This window comes from Sphingomonas sp. BGYR3 (assembly GCF_025153455.1).
Taxonomy (GTDB): domain Bacteria; phylum Pseudomonadota; class Alphaproteobacteria; order Sphingomonadales; family Sphingomonadaceae; genus Sphingomonas.
Map to the genome: position 1 here is coordinate 1238866 of NZ_JANZNT010000001.1, position 20923 is coordinate 1259788.

Consider the following 20923-nt stretch of genomic DNA (forward strand, 5'->3'; position numbering starts at 1 on the left):
TTGCCGTGTACCGGCCTTGTCGCCACCCTTCCCGCTACAACGTCGGGCGGGGCGCAGCATGATGATTCGATTGGCGTTTTCGCTGTTGCTGCTGACGGCGCCCCTTCCCTTGCCGCGCAACAGGCACGCGAGCTGAAGGTAAAGCCGGGCAATCCCTATCGCCACAAACCCAGCGGGATCGAGATACCGGGGACCGTTCTGGGTGCGCGAATGCAAAGCGCGCTGGACCTGACGCAGACGCAAAGCGACGTGTCATTCAAATATGAGTCAGAGGATAGGTCGGACCTTTATTCCATCTATGTCTACCGGCTGGCGGGTGCGTCCATCCCGGTCTGGTTCGACCGCGCGCGCTGGTCGATCGAACATCGGCCGGAAGTCTATGGAAAGCCCGTGCTGACCGGCGATCCGCTGACCTTTCAGGGCAGCGGGCCGGGCGACAAGGCGGGGCTGGTCGCCGCCTATCGGACCGAAAAGCAGTATCGTGCCACCGCGGTCGCCATGACCGGCATCGAAGGATGGATCATCAAGGTCCGCTATTCCAGCGAGACGGCGACGCCGGAACAAGCCCGCGAGCGCGCGATTCAGGCGATCCAGTCACTGCGCTGGCCCAAGCTGGGGAAGAAGGACACGCCGCCGGCGGTGCTGACGCCGGTACAGGACTGCCCATCGGCAATCGCCACCGCCGCATCGACCCGGACGGTCAAGGACGACGGCGCATCGGCGATCCTGGGTGCGTTCATGTCGGTGGCGGCGGCGGACATCAAGGGCAAGGCGGCGAAGGAACCGGCACAGCCCGTCACTTGGTGCCGCGACCCGAAGCTGGGCGACGATGGCGTGTACCGCGCGAATGCGGCGACCGACGGCTATTTCCTGGCATCATCCGACAGCGGGCGCGGCTTCAGCGTCAACCCGCAGATGAAGCTGGAGGATGGCGTGCCGGACGGATGGGTGGTGCGCTTCGTCGATCTGGAAAACACCTATGTGCTGCCGACACAGGATGCGCTCCCCTCCCCCGACCGGGCGCTTGCGGTGGTGAGCGAGGAAAAGCCGATCAGTTCGGTGAGTACCGTCGGCAAGCACCGGAACGTCAATATCAGCACGGGCGTACTGGGCGGCGATTGACGCCGATTGCCCGCCATTCCCCCCTTTCGCTTTGCAGTAAAGCCCGTAAGCTGGGCCGACCAACAAAAGCGACGGGGGGAACCATGGTGCTCGACAGGCGCAGCCTGATCATGGGCGGCGGGGTTGCCGCCATCGGACTTGGCACGGCTCCGCGCGCCGCCACGGCGCAGGGCATGACCTTTGCCCCGACCCCGCCGATCGTCCCCGTCATGGCCCGGCGCGACCGGATGTTCCGCGTCACCGTGTGCCTGCGCCCCTTCCTGGCCACCGGGCCGCGCATCGAGCTGGAGCGGGTGGGCGGCAAGCGGGTCGTGCATCATTACGGCCATGGCGGCAGCGGCTGGTCGCTGTCCTGGGGATCGGCGCAGATCGCGGTCCCGCTGGCGCTGGCAGAGGGGAAACGCATCGCGGTGATCGGCGCGGGCTGTATCGGCCTGACCAGCGCGATCACGGCGCAGCGCATGGGCGCGGATGTGACAATCTATACCAGGGATCGCTTTCCCGACACGCGATCTTCCTGGGCGACGGGCGCATGGACGCCATCCTCGCGCATCGCCCATGTCGATGCCGCCGGCCCCGATTTCGCGGCGACATGGGAACGGATGGCGCGGGCCAGCTTTGCCATGCACCAAAGCTATCTGGGCATGGCGGGCGATCCGGTGGAATGGACCGACCGTTATCTGTTGTCGGATACGCCCGCCGAACCGCGGGCGGCGCGGCTGGCGGCGCTGGAGGCGGCACATCCGGGACGAGCGCATTTCGCGGAACTGGACCCGATGGTCGCCGACATGGTGCCCAAAAGCCAGCCGCTGGACCCGGCACAGCACCCCTTCCCCACCGCCTATGCCCGGCGGACATCGACGATGACCTATAATGTCGCGGCCTATTGCCGGCAGCTGGAGGCGGAGTTTCTGGCCGCCGGGGGGCGCTTTGTGCACGACACATTCGCCTCCGTCCGCGACCTTCGCCGGATTGCCGAACCGGTGGTGATGAACTGCACCGGCTATGCGGCAAAGGCGCTGTTCGGGGACGAGCGGCTGGTGCCGGTGCGCGGCCAGATCGCCTGGCTGCTGCCCCAGCCGGGCGTCACCTATGGCATTTACTACCGCAAGCTGTCGGTGCTGGCGCGGCGCGACGGCATCGTCGTGCAGCCGCTGGGCGATGATGATTATTTCGGGTTCGGCGACGACAGCGAGGTGCCGGACATGGCGGCCGCCTATGCCGGGATCGACGAGGCAGCGGCCTTGTTTGCGGGCAAGCCGGCGGCCTGACGCCGCGCGCGGCTTGCCCCGGCGGCCGGTTGTCGCCAAAGCGCACGGCCATGAACGATCCGACGACCATCCGCCGCCTGTATGGCCGACGCCAGGGGCACAAGCTGCGTCAGGGCCAGTCCGCGCTGGTCGAGGAATTGCTGCCACAGGTCAGCGTACCCGACAGCGGGCCGGTGACGGCAGAAACGCTGTTCGGCGATGACCGCCCGCTGGAGGTGGAAATCGGGTTCGGCGCGGGCGAGCATCTGGCCGGACAGGCGGCGATGCGGCCCGACCATGGCTTTATCGGGTGCGAACCGTTCCTGAACGGTGTCGTCGGCGCGCTGGGCCATATCCGCGATGGCGGGCTGACCAATGTGCGGCTGCACATGGGCGATGCGCTGGAAGTGATCGAGCGGCTGCCCGATGCCAGCCTGACCCGCGTCTATCTGCTCCACCCCGATCCGTGGCGAAAGGCGCGCCATGCCAAACGGCGCATGGTCAATCACGGCCCGCTCGACCTGATCGCCGCCAAGCTGAAACCGGGCGCGGAATTCCGGCTGGGCACCGACGATCCCACCTATTGCCGCTGGTCGATGATGGTGATGAACCAACGCCGCGATTTCGAATGGCTGGCCACCAGCGCCACCGATTTCCTGACACGGCCCGATGACTGGCCCGAAACCCGCTATGAGCGAAAGGCCCGGCGGCAGGGGCACGAGGTCTGGTATTTCCGCTACCGGCGCGTCTGACGCCGGATCGCTGATACGGTAAGGCACGGCGCGGGGATCGCGCCGGTTCCGCCCGTCCGCTGACCGGGCGCGGCGTCGTGCTGCGCGCCCCCCTTTCCCGGAACAGCGATTTCAGGCGGCGTTGACGCGGACCCCGTTTGGAACATAAGTAGAACATATGTCCGAATCGCTTCGCCTTGTCCGGCGCAGGATCGCCAGGATCGAACGGCGGGGGCCGCTGGTCGATGCGCGGCCGGCCGACCGCTCGCCGACCGGGCATCCGGCGATCGACCGCGCGCTGGGCGGTGGGTTGATGCGCGGCCGGTTGCACGAGGTGCTGGCGACATCGGCGGATGCGGGCAGCGGATCGGGATTTGCGGCGCTGTGCGCTCAGCTGATCGGGGGGGAGATGTTGTGGCTGGTCGAGGAACCGGCCTGGCGGATGGCGGGGGCGCTGTGCCCGTCCGGGCTGGCCGCGATCGGCATGGACCCGGCGCGGTTGATCGTCGGCGTGCTGCCCGATGCGGCGGCGGTGCTGCGGGCGGCGGTGGATGGCCTTCGCTGTCCGGCACTGGGCGCGGTGGCGATCGAACTGGCGGGCGATCCCCGCGCCCTCGACCTGACGGCCAGCCGGCGATTGGCGCTGGCGGCCGAATCGCACGGGGTCACCGCGATCCTGTTGCGGCTGGACGGCGCGGCATCGCCCAATGCGGCGCAGACACGGTGGCGGGTATCGGCGGCCCCGTCCGTCCCGCTGGCCGCCAATGCCCCCGGCCATCCGGCCTGGGATATCGAATTGATGCGCCAGCGCGGCCGACCGGATGGCGGCCACTGGCGCGTGGAGTGGAACCGTGAACAGGGACGATTATGCGATTGGCGGAACGGGGATGCAGCGGCGCTTCCTGGCGCTGTGGTTCCCGTTCCTGCCGACCGACCGGCTGCTGCGCGATCGCCCCTTCGCCAGGCGGGATGACGGCCCGCTGGTCCTGATCGACCAGCAGCGCGGCGCCATGCGGCTGACCGCGTGCGATGCCGATGCGCTGTCGCATGGCCTTGCCCCCGGCATGACGCTGGCCGATGCACAGGCGCGGGTGCCGGCGCTGATCACGGTGGTCGCCGATCCGGCGGCCGACCGGCAATGGCTGGAACGGATCGCCGATGCGTGCGACCGGTTCACGCCGCTGGTCGAGGCGGAGCCGCCAGACGCCCTGGTGCTCGACATGACCGGATGCCTGCACCGCCATGATGGCGAGGCGGGGCTGATCGCGGATGTATCGGCAGCGATGCGGCGCTGGGCCAGCGGTATCCGGCTGGCGATGGCGGCAACGCCAGAGGGGGCAAGGGCGCTCGCCAGGTTCCAGTCCGCGCCCGCGCGCGATGAGGCAGCGGCGCTGCGCCGGTTGCCGGTCAGTGCGCTGGAACTGGACAGCGAAAGCGAACATGGCCTGCGCCGGGCGGGGCTGAAGACCATCGGCGATCTGGCCGATCAGCCGCCGGCGCCGCTTGCCGCGCGGTTCGGGACAGAGGCTATCGATCGGCTGAACCGGGTGCTGGGGCGCAGCGACAGCCGCATCACCCCGCGCCGCGCGCTGCCTGCGCTGATGCTTGAGCGCCGCTTTGCCGAACCGATTGCGACGGCCGACACTGCCATGGCGGTGATCGGCGAACTGGCGGTCGAGGCGTCGGCCGCGCTTGAGGAACGCCGCCGGGGCGGACGCCGCTTTGTCGCGCGCCTGTATCGCAGCGATGGCCATGTCATCGACCTTTCCGTCGAAAGCGGCCTTCCCCTGCGCGATCCGGCGCGGATTCAGCGATTGTTCGAAGAACGGGTGGGAGCGCTGGCCGATCCCATCGACCCCGGTTTCGGGTTCGACATGATCCGGCTGGCCGTGCCGCAGGACGAGCCGCTGGCTGCCGCTCAACTGGCACTGGAGGGGGGCGAGACGCGGGAAGAGGCGGTGGCCGCGCTGATCGACCGGCTCAGCACCCGCGTCGGTCGCCAGCGGGTGCGCCGGTTCGTCACGCGCGACAGCCATATGCCCGAACAGGCGTCGCTCGCCCTGCCCGCCATGGATGTTCAGGCGCCCGCCCCCTGGCCCGAACCGGAAGCGGGCGAGCCGCCGCTGCGTCCCGTTCACCTGTTCGATCCGCCCCAGCCGGTCGAGGTGATCGCCGGCCTGCCCGACGGGCCGCCCCAGCGATTCCGCTGGCGCCGGACCCTGCACGAAGTGGCACGGGCCGAGGGGCCGGAACGGATCAGCGCCGAATGGTGGCGGCGCGCGCCGGGCGATCCCGGTCTGACGCGGGATTATTACCGGGTAGAGGATGTGCGCGGCCGCCGCTTCTGGCTGTTCCGCCACGGCCTGTATGGCGATGAACGCGCCGATCCCCGCTGGTATGTCCACGGCCTGTTCGCGTGAGCGAAGAAGGCCCGACAGAAACGCCTGTTCGCGTGAGCGGGGGACAGAATGATCCTCCCCCGCCAGGGGGAGGTGGCACGCGCCAGCGTGACGGAGGGGGCGGAGACCCAATCGCCGGGGTTCCACCCCCTCCGACACCTTCGACGCTACCTCCCCCGCCAGGGGGAGGATCAGGGTGTGTCCTTCCCTTTGTTCCAGCGGCGCGGGCTGTTCGACAGCCAGGCGAGCCCCCACCCTTTGCCGAACTGGTCACCGCCACGCATTTCTCGTTCCTGCGCGGGGCGTCGAACCCCGCCGATCTGATCCTGCGTGCGGTCGATCTTGGCCTTGCGGGCATCGGCATTGCCGATCGCAACACGGTGGCAGGCGTGGTCCGCGCCTGGAGCGCGCTGAAACGGGTGCGGGAGGCGCAGGCAGAGGCTGGCGATTGCCGCCCCCTGCCCCGGTTCGTCGTCGGCGCGCGGCTGGTGTTCGTCGACGGCACGCCGGATATCGTCGCCTATCCCGTCGATCGCGCGGCATGGGGCCGGCTGACCCGGCTGCTGACCACCGGCAATCTGCGCGCGGAAAAGGGCGATTGCATCCTGCGCCTGCCCGATCTGCTGGCGTTTCAGGACGGGCTGCAGCTGATCGTCCTGCCGACCAGCACCGCCACGCCGCAGCGCGAACGCCGCAATCCCGTCGATCATGACAGCGCCGATCCGGTGCCGCCGCTGGCGCTGGTGCAACCGGACGGGCTGGCCGCGCTGCTTGCCCGGCTGGCCCGGATTGCGCCCGGCCGGGTGTGGCTGGGCGGGGCGATGCAGCGGCGGGGGCGCGATGCGCGGCGGATGGCTGGGCTGACAGCGATCGCGGCAGAGGCTGGCGTGCCGGTCCTAGCCACCGGCGATGTCCTGTATGCCGCGCCGCACGAACGCCCGCTGCACGACATTCTGACCTGTATCCGGGACGGCGTGACCATATCGGCGGCGGGCACCCGGGTGGAGGTGAATGCCGAACGCCACCTGAAACCGCCGCAGGAAATGGCCCGGCTGTTCCGCGATCATCCCGGCGCGCTGGATGAGACGATCCGGTTCCTGGACGGCATCGGCTTTGATCTGGAACAGCTCAAATATGAATATCCGCACGAACCGGTGCCGGACGGGTGGGAGCCGCAGGCATGGCTGGAACATATCGTCATCCAAGCGGCCCATGCCCGCTATGGCCCCGATCTGACGCCGGATGTGCGCCGGCGGCTGGACGAGGAATTCGCGCTGATCCGGCAACAGAATTATGCCTGCTATTTCCTGACCGTCCATGATCTGGTGGTGTTCGCGCGGGCTCAGGATCCGCCGATCCTGTGCCAGGGACGGGGCAGCGCGGCCAATTCCATCGTCTGTTTCCTGCTGGGCGTCACCTCGGTCGACCCGTCCGAACATGACCTCCTCTTTTCCCGGTTCGTGTCGGAGGAGCGGAACGAGCCGCCCGACATCGACGTCGATTTCGAACACGAACGGCGTGAGGAGGTGATGCAATATGTCTATCGCCGCTATGGCCGCCACCGCGCCGCCATCGCCGCGACCGTCATCCATTACCGCCCGCGCAGCGCGGTGCGCGAAGTGGGCAAGGCGCTGGGCCTTAGCGAGGATGTGACCGCCCGCATCGTTTCCACCGTCTGGGGCAGTTTCAGCCGCGAAATGCCGGAAAAACGCTTTGCCGATGCCGGGTTCGATCCGGATGCGCCGGAAATCCGTCGCCTGATCGACCTGTCGGGCCAGTTGCTGGCCGCGCCCTTTCCCCGGCACCTGTCCCAGCATGTCGGCGGTTTCATCCTGACGCAGGACCGGCTGGACGAAACGGTGCCGCTGCACAATGCCGCCATGGCGGATCGCACCTTTGCCGAATGGGACAAGGACGATATCGACGCGCTGGGCATCATGAAGGTGGATGTGCTGGCACTGGGGATGCTCAGCTGCATCCGCCGCGCCTTTGCCATGATGGCGGACCATGGCCTGGGGAATCACACGCTGGAGGTGGATATCCGGGCGGACGATCCCGCCGTCTATGCCATGCTGGAACGGGGCGACAGCATCGGCGTGTTTCAGGTGGAAAGCCGGGCACAGATGAACATGCTGCCGCGCCTGAAGCCGCGTTCGCTCTATGACCTGACCGTGCAGGTGGCGATCGTGCGGCCCGGCCCGATCGAGGGGGACATGGTCCATCCCTATCTGCGGCGGCGGGCGGGGCTGGAGGCGGCGGAATATCCATCGCCCTGCCCGCCGCACGATCCCGATGAGCTGAGGAACCTGCTCGGCCGGACCTATGGCGTGCCGATTTTCCAGGAACAGGCGATGAAGCTGGCCATCACCGCCGCCGGATTCACCCCGTCACAGGCGAACCAGCTACGCCGCGCCATGGCGACGTTCCGCAATCGCGGCGGCATCGATGTGTTCCGCGACAAGATGATCGGCGGCATGACATCGCGCGGATACACCGCCGATTTCGCCGAACGCTGCTATCGCCAGATCGAGGGGTTCGGCAGCTATGGCTTTCCCGAAAGCCATGCGCTGTCCTTTGCCCGGCTGGTCTATGTGTCGAGCTGGATCAAATGCCATCACCCCGGCATCTTTGCCTGCGCGCTGCTGAATTCGCAGCCCATGGGCTTTTACGCCCCGGCGCAGATCGTCCGCGACGCGCGCGACCATGGCGTCGTGGTGCGGCCGATCGACATCAATCACAGCGTCTGGGATTCGCACATGGAGCCGGACGGCGATGCTCTGGCGCTGCGGCTGGGGCTGCGTCAGATTGACGGTTTCCGCCAGGAATGGGCCGATGCGATGGCGGCGGCGCGGGACGAGGGCCGCTTTGCCTCGACCGAGGATCTGGCGCGGCGGGCCGGCCTGCCCGCCCGTGCGCTGCGCCTGCTGGCCGATGCCGATGCCTTTGGCTCGCTGGCGATGAACCGCCGCGCGGCGCTGTGGGAGGCGCGGCGGACGCCATCCGGCGAACTGCCGCTGTTCGCCGCCGCCCGCGCCCGCGAACTGGGGGAGGAGCCCGCCATCGCCCTGCCCGCCATGCCATTGGGCGAGGAAGTGGCAACGGATTATCAAAGCTTCCGCCTGTCGCTGAAGGATCATCCGATGACGTTCATCCGCCCGACCCTGCGGGCAGAGGGCGTGCTGTCCTGTGCGGAAACCAGTGCGGCAAAGGCGGGGGCGTTCGTGCGCACCGGCGGCGTGGTGCTGGTCCGCCAGCGGCCGGGCAAGGGCAACGCCATCTTCATCACGATCGAGGATGAGACGGGCGTGACCAACATCCTGCTCTGGGCACGATTGTTCGAACGGTTCCGCCGCGAAGTCATGGCATCGCGGCTGATGGTCGTGTCCGGCCAGGTTCAGCGCAGCCCGGAGGGGGTCGTCCACCTGATGGCCAACCGGGTTCAGGACCGCACCGGCCTGCTCGGCCTGTTGTCGGACGATGCGCCCCGCCCGCCCTTATGCCCGGTCGACGAAGTGGCGCGGCCCGTCGGCCAGAACCGGCATCCGCGCGATATGCGCATCCTGCTGGGATCGCGGGATTTTCATTAGGACCGGCGCTGGCCGGCCCGCCGGGGTTCAGCCGCGACGGACCGTCTTGGCCACCAGCGCGCCGACCAGCGGGGCCAGCCCCGCATAATTGGCGCGGTGATAGGCCGAATCCGGTTCCAGCGTGCGGGCCAGCCGGCGATGCGCCTCACCCAGCGAATGATAGGGCACGCCGGGCAACAGGTGATGCAGCGCATGATAGCGCAGGCCCACCGGCGCCCACAGGAACGGCAACAGGCCGGGCGGCGGCACATTGACCGAATCGAGATACTGCGCGGTCAGGCTGAGTTCCTCGCCGTCATTTTCCCACAGATGCGCGACCAGCGTGCGCACCTGATTGACCACCGCCGCCATGCTGAGCACCGCCATGAAGATGACGAACGCGCGCACCGGGATAACACCGAAAATCATGCCCGCGATCAGCGCATTGGCCCACAGGCTGGCACCCGCCGCCTGCCAGCGCCACTGGCGCGCCGCCGGTCCTTCCGGCATCCGGCGACGGAAATCGGGGTTGATCGACAGCGCCGACCAGCGATGGATCAGGGCGTTGCGCACCGCCGGAAACAGCGCGGCAAGCGGGGTCAGCACCGCAAAGCGGATCATCAGCGCCAGCGGGGCGAGCGCGGAAACCAGCACGAACAGCGGCACGCTCCACGGCTTCATCAGCGCCAGCGGCAGATATTCGGGATCCTGCGCCGTGCCGTACCGCTGACGCGCATGGTGCAGCTGATGCACCCCTTCGTACAGGAAACTGGGCACGAACAGCGGAATGCCGATCAGCAGGTTCCAGCCGGTGCGAAAGCCGGGCAGCTGGTCATGCTTCACATGGGTCAGTTCGTGAATGAAGCTTTCCGCGCGATACAGCGCGAACACAGCCACCGTCGCCGCCGCCAGCGCCGCAACGCCGGACGACAGGCCGATCGCCAGCGCCAGCGCGGCATAGCCGAGCAGCGCCGATGCGATCAGGTCGGTCCAGTAAATGGCCGGGCGGGCACGGTGCAGATCGCGGCTCAATTCGGCCGCCGTCCGCAACATCTGGCGATCATCGGCCACACGGCCGCGCGTCATTCCAGCGCCCGCAGGCACTGCAACACGTTCGGCATCCCGCCGGTCGAGACTGGCATAAGCGTTCATGACACCAACACTCATGGCGAACAAACATGGCAGCATGGTGGCGTCGCCAGCGCCATCAGCTCTTGACATCGAACGAGCGTGCTCGCTTGACGATACAGCCGTTAACAAGGGCGTTGACCGCCCCAAGTTCAAGAGGGGCAGCCGTGGCCGATCCGAAACTGTCCGTTCGCCCCGTGGAGAGCAAAGCCGATCGTCAGGCGTTCATTGACCTCGCCTATCGCCTGAACCGCGACGACCCGAACTGGGTTCCGCCGTTGCGTCAGGAAATGGCCGAGCGCATCGATCCGGCAAAAAATGGCTGGTTCAGCCATGCCGAGGCGCGATTGTTCCTGGCCGAACGCGATGGCCGCACCGTCGGCCGGATCAGCGCGCATATCGACCGGCTGGCGCTGGAAATGCCGGCCGATCAGGGCTTTGGCCCCGGTACCGGCTTTTGGGGAATGTTCGAGGCGGAGGACGCAGCCGTCGCCCATGCCCTGATCGCGCGGGCAGAGGCGGAACTGGCCGCAATGGGCATGACCCGCGCCGTCGGCCCGGTCAGCCTGTCGATCTGGGAAGAGCCGGGCCTGCTGATTCAGGGTCACGACCATCCACCCACGGTGATGATGGGCCACAACCGCGCCGAATATCAGCCATGGATCGAGGCGGCGGGCTATGCCCCGGTCAAGCAGCTTTTGACCTATGACCTCGATATCACCAACGGGTTTCCCGCGCTGGTCAACCGCATCGTCGCGGCGGGGGAAAAAAGCAGCAAGATCCGCATCCGCCGGGTCGACAAATCCCGCTTTGCCGAAGAGGCGGCGACGATCCTGGCGATCCTCAACGACGCATGGTCGGACAATTGGGGCTTTGTCCCGCTGACCCAGCCGGAAATCGACGATGTCGGCAAGAAGCTGAAACCCGTGGTGTTCGAGGATCTGATCCGCATCGCCGAAATCGACGGCGAGCCGGTGGCGTTCATGATCACCCTGCCCGATTTGAACGAGGCGATTGCCCCGTTCGACGGCAAGCTGTTCCCGTTCAACTTCATCCGCCTGCTCTGGTGGCTGCGCAGGCCAAAGGCCCGGACGATGCGCGTCCCGCTGATGGGCGTGGTCAAGCGGCTGCAATCCTCGCGCATGGCGAGCCAGCTTGCCTTCATGATGATCGAATATATCCGCCGCGACGCGGTGGCGAAATTCGGCGCGCGGCGCGGCGAGATCGGCTGGATCCTCGATGATAATCAGGGGATGAAGGCAATTGCCGACGCAATCGAGGCAAAGGTCAACCGCGTCTATCAACTGTACGCGCGCAGCCTCTGATCCGCTGACGCACCGCACGGGTATAATGAAAAGGGCCCGATCGCAGCCTGCTGTGTTGGGGCAGCAGCGCGGCCGGCAATCGGGCCCAGGTTTGCCGCCCGGCTGGGTTGGGACCAGATCGGGCGACGGGGCAAAGTCGCCATGCCGATCCCCCGGCAACCGGCGACCGATGTCGGACCCGGCCCGACGCCGCTGGGGACGGCGCGGGACAGGCCGATGGCAATTACAGCTTCAGCGGATCGACGCCGAGGGGCAGCCACTCGTCGCGGGTCTGGCACACGCGGCGGACGATGCGCGAACCGGTCGATTCGGTGTCGATGCAGTAACGCGGACCCTTTTTGGCCTTGGGCGTATGCACCGCGTCCTGCTTGGCAACCGCCGGGGCGGGCTTGGGCTCGGGCAGGCGGGCCTGGGCAACGGCGCCGAACGTGGCGGCGACGATGATGGCGGACGCGGTGGCGGACAGCAGCTTGACGGCACGAAACATGGTATTCCTCCCTTGTCACAGGCGGGGGCAGTTGCCTGTGCCAACGACAGTGCATTAGCCGTGCCAAACACTGCGACCATGTATATTCAATGACTTAGCAAAATCGGGTTTGGCTCTTTTTGCCAAGCTGCGGGGAATTATGCCAATAGTCGGCGGATGCCGGTTCAGCGAAGGCGAACCCAGGTCGGGGCATGGTCGCTCGCCTGTTCCCGTCCGCGATGCGCCTTGTCCACCCCGGCATCGACAAAGCGGTCGGCCGCCTGCGGGCTCAGCAACAGATGGTCGATGCGAAAGCCATTATCGCGCTGCCATGCGCCGGCCTGATAGTCCCAATAGGTCCATGCACCACCGGCCGGGAACCGGGTGCGCAGCGAATCGGTCCACCCCTGCGCCAACAGCGCGCGATACCCCGCACGGGATTCGGGCTGCATCAATGCGTCCTGCGCCATGGCGGACACCGAAAACACGTCGTCGTCATTGGGGATGATGTTGTAATCCCCAGCCAAAATCACCGGCCGCTCCATCGCCAGCAGTTCTGCGGCACGGGCGTGGAGCCGGTCGATCCAGCGCAGCTTGTAATCGAATTTCGGGCCCGGCTGCGGATTGCCGTTGGGCAGATAGATGGACGCGACGATCAGGTCGCCGACCTCCGCCTCGATATACCGGCTCTGCTCATCCTCCGGCTCGCCATCCAGTCCCTTGCGGATCAGCGTCGGCGCATCGCCCCGCGTCAGGATGGCGACGCCGTTGAACCCCTTTTGCCCATGCCAGACACCGCGATACCCGGCGGCATGGATGGGTTCGGCCAGCGTTTCGGGATCGGCCGACTTCACTTCCTGAAGACAGACGATGTCCGGCTGCTCCTCGGTCAGATAATCGACCAGCCGGGGCATCCGCGCCTTGATGCCATTGATGTTGTAACTGACGATCTTCACCGGAACGGCGGCCGTCAGATCGAAAAGCTGGTGCCGCAGCCGCAACCGGCCGCCGCATTGGGATTGCTCACCTGAAACGCCGCGCCGCCCAGCGATTCGACGAAATCGACCCGTGCGCCCCGCACCAGGTCCAGGCTGACCGGATCGATGACCAGCCGCACGCCGTCCGTCTCCGCAACCCGGTCGTCCGGCTCGACGGTTTCGGCCAGGCCGAACCGGTACTGAAACCCGGAACAGCCGCCCCCCTCCACCGACAGGCGAAGCACCGCCGGCTTGGCCTGCCGCTCGGCAATCCACGCCACGCGCGCCGCGGCGGCAGGGGTCAGTTCGAATTCGGGGGAGGGTTGTTCAGCCATGAACGGGAAATAGGCGCTGCAAGGCGACGGGGCAATGGACCGGGCATCCGCGCCCGGCCGATCGCGATCTTACTTGCTGGCGCCGGCAGGGCCGCCGACCGAAACGCTGTCGTCAGCGGCGCGCTCCTGCGCCGCCAGCAGCGTGGCGGGCGCCTGCAGATAGGGGACCGGGTTGACCGCGCGGCCATCGATGCGGACTTCGTAATGCAGGTGGCTGCCGGTGGAACGGCCGGTCGAACCCATCAGGCCGATGATCTGGCCGCGGCGCACGCGGGTGTTCGGCTCGACCATAATCTTGGACAGGTGGCCGTACCGCGTCTCGATCCCCTTGCCATGGTTGATCTCGACCAGATTGCCATAGCCGCCATAGCGGCCGGACCGGCCGACCACGCCGTCGGCGGTGGCATAGATCGGCGTGCCGATCGGGCCGGGAATGTCGATCCCGGCGTGCATGGCGGCGGTGCCGCGGAACGGATCGGAACGCACGCCAAAGGTGCTGGTCAGCGTCAGATTGTCCACCGGCTGAGCCGCAGGCACCGCAATCACGGCCTGTTCCAGGGAATCCAGCTTCTTCCAGCTCATGAACAGCGAACGGAACTGCGCGTCGGCTTCGGTGCCGGGGGCAGGCGCGGTTGCATCACCCGCAGTGGCCACATCCTCGACCGGCTCGAACGGGCCGCCCATCGCGCCGCGAACCGGGGTCAGGCGGGCGGGGTCCAGGCCCATCCGGCGCAGGCTGCTGGCGGTCAGGCGATAGCGCGCGTCCAGCGTGCGGCGGGCCTGCGCCGCCAGTGCGGCCTGGCCCTGTTCCACGCGCTGCAACGGCGCGAGCACCGCGCTGGCCAGCTGCTCATTGTGGAATTCGCCATCGTCATGGTTCAGAAACGCGGCACGCAGCGTCTCGGCATCGGGCGTGTCGCCGGTCAGCGCGGCGGCCAGCAAAGCCTGCCGCTTTTCGACGCGGGCGGCCTGCACCGCTGCGGCACGGCGCAGGCGGACGACATCGGACTGCATCTGCGCAACCTTGCGCTCCATGCGGGCAACCTTGGCGGCGGGGGTCTGGTCGCCCAGCGCGCCGCTGGCGATCAGCGCCTGGGTGGTGGCGGACACCGCGCCATACAGGCACAGCAGGAACAGGACAGCGGCAGCGCCGGCGATCCACGCCTGCACCCGGCCGCTCAGGCTGAACCGGCGAAGGCCCCGGCCGTCATGAAACAGAAAATCACGGGTTACGAAGAAATCCCGGAACCGCTCACTCAGGGTGGCGTTCGATGAATTCAACGTTGTTTGCATCATGTACGTTCTGCGACCCGCTTTGTGCAGCCGCCCAATGGCGGTCATGCGTAACATGGATCCGGGTGGCACCCCCCCGCTCCGGATGCACAGTACAGACCGGCTGCGTCAGCTTTCTGCAAGAGCCAGGTAGTAATCGCGCGTCAAACCGGCCTGGCACCGCGCCGAGTCGTTGAACGGTGGCTTAACCGCACCGCGGAAATGCCTGTTGACCAAGCTTTTCCAATGGGTTCGCGGGTCCCGGTTTTGCACCGCACAACCCGATTCGAACCACCGCGTCCCTGCGCCGACATGACGGATTTCGTCGGTCAGAATGCGGGTCAGGATGCGCGCGGTGCCCGTGTCCCCGGCCGCCTCCATCCGCTCGATCGTCGCTGGCGTCACGTCCAGGCCGCGCGCCTCCAGCACCATCGGCACGACCGCCAGCCGGGCCAGCGCATCGTCGGCGGTCGCGATCGCCGCCTCCCACAACCCGTCATGCGCGGGCATTTCACCATAATGGCTACCCAGCGTCCTCAGCCGCCGGTCGAGCAGGGCGAAATGCATCGCCTCATCCGCGCCGACCGCGATCCAATCATCCACGAACTCGCGCGGAAACTGGTCCCCGAACCGGCCGATCAGGTCGAACGCCAGGTCGATTGCGACAAATTCGATATGCGCCAGCGCGTGGATCAGCGCGATCCGCCCGCGCAGCGACCCTGCCTTGCCGCGTTTCGGCATCCGGTTGGGGGGCAGCAATTCCGGGGCGGCGGGCCGTCCCGGCCGGTCGGGCATCGCCACGTCGAACCGGTGGTCAAGCTGACCGCGACGCCAGGCACGGGCCGTGGCGCGCGCGGCCATCACCTTGTCCACCGGATCGCTGGCGATCAGGACGGTGCGCGCCGACGATGCAATGCTCTGACGGGTCATGCCGGGAACCGGACGTTCCGCCTATAGCGCGCGGGCGGCGGCCAGCACCTCGTCGGCATGGCCCTTGACCTTCACCTTGCGCCACTCGCGCACCAGCGTGCCATCGGCCGCGAACAGGAATGTGGATCGATCAATGCCCATATAGCTTTTGCCGTACATGGATTTTTCGACCCAGGCGCCGAATGCCGACAGCACGCTGTTGTCGTCGCCATCGCTGCCCAGCAGCAGGTTGAGGTCGTATTTGGCGATGAACTTGCGATGCTTGGCCGGTGTATCCTTGGACACGCCCAGCACGGTGACGCCAGCAGCCGCGAACTCCCCGGCCAGCGCGGAAAAATCCTTGGCCTCGTTGGTGCAGCCGGGCGTATCGTCCTTGGGATAGAAATAGAGGACCAGCGGTTTTCCGGCATAATCGGGCAACCGGACGACGCTGTCATCGGACAGGGTCAGGGCAACATCAGGCAGGCGATCGCCAATCGCTATCGTCATCATTCTTGCTCCGCTGCGCCCGTCCCGGCGATGGCCGCCCAACAGGCGACGACCTCCTGCCGCACCGCTTCGAACCGTGCAAGCATCGTCGGCCAATCCTCGCATCCCACGGCGCGGGCGATCAGGCCGCGGGTCGCCACCGGCGGCTCCTGCGCATCCGGCGCGACCAGGCGCAGCGTGACGAGCAGGCGGCTGAGCAGGTCGTGCGCCTGTTCCATCGCGGGGGGCAACAGCCCCTGCGCGATCAGCGCGCCGATCGCCAAACGCAGGTCCGCCGAAAACGCCGTGCGGTGGATCAGTTGCAGGCTGTGTACCGCAAATTCCAGATCAACGAGGCCGCCGGGCAACAGCTTGGCGTCCAGCGGCCCTTGCGGCGGCTTGTGGGCCGCCATCTCCGCCCGCATCGCCCCCGCCTCCTGCGCAATGTCCCGCTCCGGACGGTCGCCGGCCAGCACGGCGTCGATCGCCGCCTGCACTGCGGCCCGGGCGGCATCGGAACCGAACACCGGCCGCGCGCGGGTCAGCGCCATATGCTCCCATGTCCACGCGCTTTCGCGCTGATACCGGTCAAATCCGGCAAGCGACACGGCAATCGGCCCCTGCGTCCCGGATGGGCGCAGCCGGGTATCAACCTCGTACAGCGGGCCGGATGCGGTCGCCACCGACAGCGCGCCGATGATCCGCTGCGCCAGCCGGTTGTAATACAGCACCGCCCCCAGCGGCTTCTCGCCGTCGCTTTCGGCCAGATAATCGCCCGTGAACAGAAAGATGAGGTCAAGGTCCGATGCGTGGGTCAACGCCCCGCCGCCCAGCCGCCCCAGCGCCAGGATTACCAGCTCGCTGTCCGGCACCCTGCCATGGCGCTCCGCAAACGCCTCGATCGTCGCCTGTGCCAGCACCTCGACCGCCGCCTCGGCAACCCGGGAATAGCCGCGCGACACGTCCAGCGGGTCGGCCGCCGCCGCCACGATCTGAACCCCCAGGGCAAATCGGCGCTCGTTCACCACCTGCCGCACCTGATCCAGCAGCGCCTGATAATCGCGGGCATCGCCCCGCCGCATATCCTTGGCCAGCGCCTCGATGCTGCCGATGGGGTCCAGCGCGGACGCATCGATCAACCCGTCCAGCAGATCGGCCCGCCGCCCCAGCGCATCGGCCAGCGTCGGCGCATGGGCCAGGATCGCGCCGAGCAGCCGGGCCAACGCCGGCTGCGCCTCCAGCAACCGAAACAGGTTGATCGCACTGGGCAGGCGGGACAACAGCGTGTCCAGCCGCACCAGCGCAGCCTGCGGATCGGCCGCCGCGGCCAGTGCCGCCATGATGCCGGGCAATGCCGCCTCCAGCGCGGTCTGCGCCGCCGGGCTGCGCAGCGCCGGATACCCCCCGGATCGCCACGCCGCCAGCCGCCGGACCGCCTGATCCGGCTCGGCAAAGCCATTCTCGGTCAGCCACCGGTCCAGATCGTCGGCATTGACCGGAAACCGCTCCTCCCGCCCGTCATCCAGCGCGTCGTACGCGGTGCCGATCGGTCCGCACACCGGCGCCAGCAGGGCGATCAGCGCATCCCCGTCGGCCAGGCCGTGTAGGCCGGCCACAGCGTTCAGCGGCTCCGCCTGCACCGGCAGCTGATGCGTCTGGCGATCGTCGATCATCTGCAACCGGTGCTCGATCGTCCGCAACAGGCGATATCCATCCGCCATGGTGGCCGCCACCGACGCATCGATCCAGCCTGCCTCGGCCAGCGCGGCCAGCGCGGGCAGCGTCGTACCGCTGCGCAGGGCCGGGTCGCGGCCGCCATGGATCAACTGATGGATCTGGGCATAGAATTCGACTTCGCGGATGCCGCCCCGCCCGCGCTTCAGGTCGAACCCGGGGCCAAGCCGCTGGCCCTGCGCATAATGGTCGCGGATACGGCGCGACATCAGGCGCAGCTCGGCAACCGCCCCGAAATCCAGCGATCGCCGCCAGACAAAGGGCCGGATGGCGTCCAGAAACCGTTCGCCAAGGTCGATATCGCCAGCCGCCGCGCGGGCGCGGATAAACGCTGCGCGTTCCCACGGCAGCGCCTGCGATTCATAATAGCTGATCGCCGCGCCCACCGGCAGCGCGATCGGCGTCACTTCCGGCGAAGGACGAAGGCGAAGGTCGACGCGAAGGACATAGCCATCGCCGTCGCGCGTCTGCAGCAGGTCGATGACCCGGCGGGCGATCCGCACCGCTGCCTCGTCCGCCGCCTCGCCCGGTCGCACGGGCAAGCTATCGGGATCGTACAGCAGGATGGGATCGATATCGGAGGAATAGTTGAGTTCGCCGCTGCCCTGCTTGCCCAATGCAATGGCGCAAAAGCCGACAGGGTCCGCATCCGGCGTCCGTTCCGCAATGGCGATCCGGATCGCCTCGTGCAGCGCGCGGTCCGCAAATCCGGTCAGCGCGGCGACCACCGACTCCAGCGGCATCGCGCCCGACAGGTCGCCGATGGCAACGGCCAGTGCGATCTGCGCGCGGGCGATTCGCAGGCGGCGCGGCGCGGGGTCAGCCGATGCCAGAATCGGCTCGATCCTGCCCAGCGGATCGTCGATCCAGGGCATGGGATCGGCCGCGATGTCGGGAAACCGTTCGGCCAGCCTGCGCAGGAACGGCGAATATCGGTCCAACCGATGCAATGCGTCGGCAAAGCGACCCTGGTCGATGTTCATATCCATCCCAAAACCGGACATATTCCGAAGCGTTGAGCAACGAAACAGCCTGTGCAGCGTTTATCGAATATGACCCGAGCCGCCCCCCAGCCAAAGACGATCCCGATCGATCGACCGCGCATTGCGGATCGGCTGTCGCCGGCGCTGCGTTCGGCTTATGGCGACATGCGCAGCTTGCCCGACGACATGGTGGCGCTGCTGATGGAAATCGACATTCGTGCGGACGAACGCGATCCTCGGGCGCCCCGTCGCCACGATTAGGTCGCTGCCGAGCTTAACCCGCGTCAGCGGTCGCGGCTCAGCGTCTCCACATCATCCAGAATTGAATCGAGCGCACCCAGCGCCGTGTTGGGCGATTCCGACCGGCGCGGCAACTGTCCATCGTTCAGCAACTGCTCCAGCGCAACACGCCCGCGTGCGACACGGCTCTTGATCGTGCCGACCGCAACGCCGCAGATTTCAGCCGCCTCTTCATAGGCAAAGCCGCCCGCGCCGACGAGGATCAGCGCCTCACGCTGCGCTTCGGGTAGGTGCAACAGTGCGCGCTGGATATCGTCCAGCTCCAGATACCGGTCCTGACCCGCCGGCGCGGCCAGCAGGCGGTCGGCGACCAGATCGTCCCATTCGCCCTTGAACCGGGCACGGCGCATCTGGCTGAGATACAGATTGCGCAGGATGATGAACGTCCATGCGCGCATGTTGGTGCCCGCCTGAAACCGCTGGCGCGCGGCCCACGCCTTCATCAGCGTTTCCTGCACCAGGTCGTCGGCAAGATCACGGTTGCCCGACAGGGACCGGCCAAATGCGCGCAAATGCGGAATGACGGTCGCCAGTTCCTTCTTGAACGCATTGTCATCCAGCGGCTCAACCGGCGCGCGCGGCTCGTCCTGCTCGAAATCGGAATCGTCTGTCACGGAAACTCCACGCGCCGATGCCCCATCACCGCACATGCGGCCACTCCCCTGCATCACCATCGTCATAGGCTGTTTCGCCAGCGTCAAGCCAGCAGAAGCAGGGCGAACAGTGTGATTACCAAGACCAGCGATACTCCGAGGATATATCGCGTCATGTGCGGCGTTGATCCTGCCCGGGCGTCCTGGGCGGAAATATGGGGGGCGTCTTGATCGTCAACCATAAGACCAGAACCCCCCAAAACCATATTGGGTCCGTATCGACCCCGAGTTTTTTGCGATCAGTTCGCCGGAACGGTGCTCTGATCAAAGAACAGCGCCTGCGAAATCGCCGCCTTGACCGTCGAACGCTGGAACGGCTTGGTGATCAGGAACGTCGGCTCCGGCCGCTCACCTGTCAGCAACCGCTCGGGGAAGGCGGTGATGAAGATCACCGGCACGTTGAACTCGGACAGGATGTCCTTCACCGCATCGATGCCGGAACTGTCGTCCGCCAGCTGAATGTCCGCCAGCACCAGTCCGGGCCGATCCTCCATCGCCAGCGCCACCGCCTCGTCACGGGTCACCGCGACGCCGGTCACTTCATGGCCCAGATCGCGGACGATGGTTTCCAGGTCCATGGCGATGATCGGCTCATCCTCGATGATCAGCACGCGGGCGCGGGTCTGGCGCTCGATTTCGTTCAGCGCATCGGTGACAAGCAGCTCGACCTCGTCAATGTCGGTATCGAGCAGATAGGCGGTGTCTTCGTTGGTAAAGCCTTCCATCGCGGTCAGCAGCAATGCCTGCCGCGACAACGGCGCCAGCCGTGCCAGCCGGGCACGGGCGACCGCCTCATGCTCTTCGGCAAAGCCCGATGCCTTGGCAAGGTCATCCGCATTTGCGGACATCCAGATCGACTGAAACACCCGGTACAGGCCAAGACGCGGCGCGACGTCGGGAAATTCTTCCGGCGCCTCGACAATCGTTTCCAGCGCGGCGCGGACATAGTGATCCCCGTGGGTCTGACTGCCGGTCAGCGCGCGGGCGTAACGGCGAAGAAAGGGCAAGTGCGGCGCAAGCTGCTGTCCGAGCGACATATTTTTTCATTCTCCATTCCAGCGAACGGCCCCCCTGATCGGTTCCGCAGCGCGATGTTAGTCTGATTGATCGCGCATGAAAATCGGTACGCAAGCGCAATCGCATCCAGGCATGGAACAAACGACCCGCTCTTTGGTTTCATGCGCGCAGATACATCTTGAAAATGCTGCAGCAGACGGGTTGATGCCAACAGGGATATTCGACGCTGCAAGGTGGCCAGGGGGACGGTGTGGGATCGACGGATAA

17 protein-coding genes and 1 pseudogene are annotated in these 20923 nt (G+C 67.0%); 8 read left to right on the plus strand and 10 right to left on the minus strand.

The features are described from left to right. The 6 genes and pseudogenes from NYR55_RS05690 to NYR55_RS05715 all read left to right on the plus strand — a co-directional run. Positions 1 to 1122, plus strand: a complete 1122-nt coding sequence (locus NYR55_RS05690; RefSeq protein ID WP_260020241.1) for a hypothetical protein — start codon at positions 1 to 3, stop codon at positions 1120 to 1122. 83 nt (positions 1123 to 1205) lie between these two features. After that, positions 1206 to 2393, plus strand: a complete 1188-nt coding sequence (locus NYR55_RS05695) for an FAD-dependent oxidoreductase (protein WP_260020242.1) — start codon at positions 1206 to 1208, stop codon at positions 2391 to 2393. A gap of 50 nt (positions 2394 to 2443) precedes the next feature. Beyond that, complete coding sequence (gene trmB / locus NYR55_RS05700; protein ID WP_260020243.1) at positions 2444 to 3124, plus strand: tRNA (guanosine(46)-N7)-methyltransferase TrmB; 681 nt, start codon at positions 2444 to 2446, stop codon at positions 3122 to 3124. A gap of 157 nt (positions 3125 to 3281) precedes the next feature. After that, entirely contained in the window at positions 3282 to 4076 is a 795-nt protein-coding gene (locus tag NYR55_RS05705) for a hypothetical protein (RefSeq protein WP_260020244.1), read from the plus strand. Further along, the gene (locus NYR55_RS05710) at positions 3991 to 5523 is read left to right on the plus strand and encodes a DNA polymerase Y family protein (protein WP_260020245.1); all 1533 of its coding nucleotides are present in this window, start codon (positions 3991 to 3993) and stop codon (positions 5521 to 5523) included. Before NYR55_RS05705 ends, NYR55_RS05710 begins: the two co-directional genes overlap by 86 nt. Before the next feature lie 230 nt (positions 5524 to 5753). Then, positions 5754 to 9089, plus strand: a pseudogene (locus tag NYR55_RS05715) (error-prone DNA polymerase); the annotation flags it as partial. A 27-nt stretch (positions 9090 to 9116) separates the two neighbouring features. On the opposite strand, the gene NYR55_RS05720 reads toward NYR55_RS05715, so the two are convergent. After that, positions 9117 to 10154, minus strand: a complete 1038-nt coding sequence (locus NYR55_RS05720) for a fatty acid desaturase (protein ID WP_260021572.1) — start codon at positions 10152 to 10154, stop codon at positions 9117 to 9119. A 209-nt stretch (positions 10155 to 10363) separates the two neighbouring features. Here NYR55_RS05720 and NYR55_RS05725 point away from each other — a divergent pair, with 209 nt between their 5' ends. Next, on the plus strand, positions 10364 to 11521 hold the full coding sequence (locus NYR55_RS05725) for an N-acetyltransferase (protein WP_260020246.1): 1158 nt from the start codon (positions 10364 to 10366) through the stop codon (positions 11519 to 11521). A gap of 223 nt (positions 11522 to 11744) precedes the next feature. Here NYR55_RS05725 and NYR55_RS05730 read toward each other — a convergent pair whose 3' ends face one another. The 7 genes from NYR55_RS05730 to NYR55_RS05760 form a co-directional block, all read right to left on the minus strand. Continuing rightward, positions 11745 to 12008, minus strand: coding sequence for a hypothetical protein (locus tag NYR55_RS05730; protein WP_260020247.1), 264 nt, complete (start codon positions 12006 to 12008; stop codon positions 11745 to 11747). Positions 12009 to 12172: 164 nt separating this feature from the next. Beyond that, the gene (xth, locus tag NYR55_RS05735) at positions 12173 to 12943 is read right to left on the minus strand and encodes an exodeoxyribonuclease III (RefSeq protein ID WP_260021574.1); all 771 of its coding nucleotides are present in this window, start codon (positions 12941 to 12943) and stop codon (positions 12173 to 12175) included. 14 nt (positions 12944 to 12957) lie between these two features. Next, complete coding sequence (gene erpA / locus NYR55_RS05740; RefSeq protein WP_260020248.1) at positions 12958 to 13299, minus strand: iron-sulfur cluster insertion protein ErpA; 342 nt, start codon at positions 13297 to 13299, stop codon at positions 12958 to 12960. Positions 13300 to 13368: 69 nt separating this feature from the next. Beyond that, positions 13369 to 14580: a M23 family metallopeptidase gene (locus NYR55_RS05745; protein WP_347709656.1), complete on the minus strand. Its 1212-nt coding sequence runs from the start codon at positions 14578 to 14580 to the stop codon at positions 13369 to 13371. Between the two features lie 120 nt (positions 14581 to 14700). Continuing rightward, positions 14701 to 15501, minus strand: coding sequence for a ferritin-like domain-containing protein (locus tag NYR55_RS05750; protein ID WP_260020250.1), 801 nt, complete (start codon positions 15499 to 15501; stop codon positions 14701 to 14703). 21 nt (positions 15502 to 15522) lie between these two features. Continuing rightward, positions 15523 to 15993 (minus strand): peroxiredoxin, encoded by a 471-nt coding sequence (locus tag NYR55_RS05755; protein ID WP_260020251.1) that lies wholly within the window; start codon positions 15991 to 15993, stop codon positions 15523 to 15525. Continuing rightward, positions 15990 to 18692 (minus strand): bifunctional [glutamine synthetase] adenylyltransferase/[glutamine synthetase]-adenylyl-L-tyrosine phosphorylase, encoded by a 2703-nt coding sequence (locus tag NYR55_RS05760; protein WP_260020252.1) that lies wholly within the window; start codon positions 18690 to 18692, stop codon positions 15990 to 15992. The genes NYR55_RS05755 and NYR55_RS05760 overlap by 4 nt, the downstream gene beginning before the upstream one ends. A 63-nt stretch (positions 18693 to 18755) precedes the next feature. On the opposite strand from NYR55_RS05760, the gene NYR55_RS05765 reads away from it, so the two are divergent. Beyond that, positions 18756 to 18947 carry a hypothetical protein gene (locus NYR55_RS05765; protein WP_260020253.1) on the plus strand — a complete coding sequence of 64 codons (192 nt, stop codon included), beginning with the start codon at positions 18756 to 18758 and terminating at the stop codon, positions 18945 to 18947. A 23-nt stretch (positions 18948 to 18970) separates the two neighbouring features. On the opposite strand, the gene NYR55_RS05770 is transcribed toward NYR55_RS05765, so the two are convergent. Together NYR55_RS05770 and NYR55_RS05775 are read right to left on the minus strand one after the other, a co-directional pair. Beyond that, positions 18971 to 19600, minus strand: coding sequence for a sigma-70 family RNA polymerase sigma factor (locus tag NYR55_RS05770; RefSeq protein WP_260020254.1), 630 nt, complete (start codon positions 19598 to 19600; stop codon positions 18971 to 18973). Positions 19601 to 19878: 278 nt separating this feature from the next. Then, the gene (locus NYR55_RS05775) at positions 19879 to 20676 is read right to left on the minus strand and encodes a response regulator (protein WP_260020255.1); all 798 of its coding nucleotides are present in this window, start codon (positions 20674 to 20676) and stop codon (positions 19879 to 19881) included. Positions 20677 to 20923 lie beyond the last annotated feature (247 nt).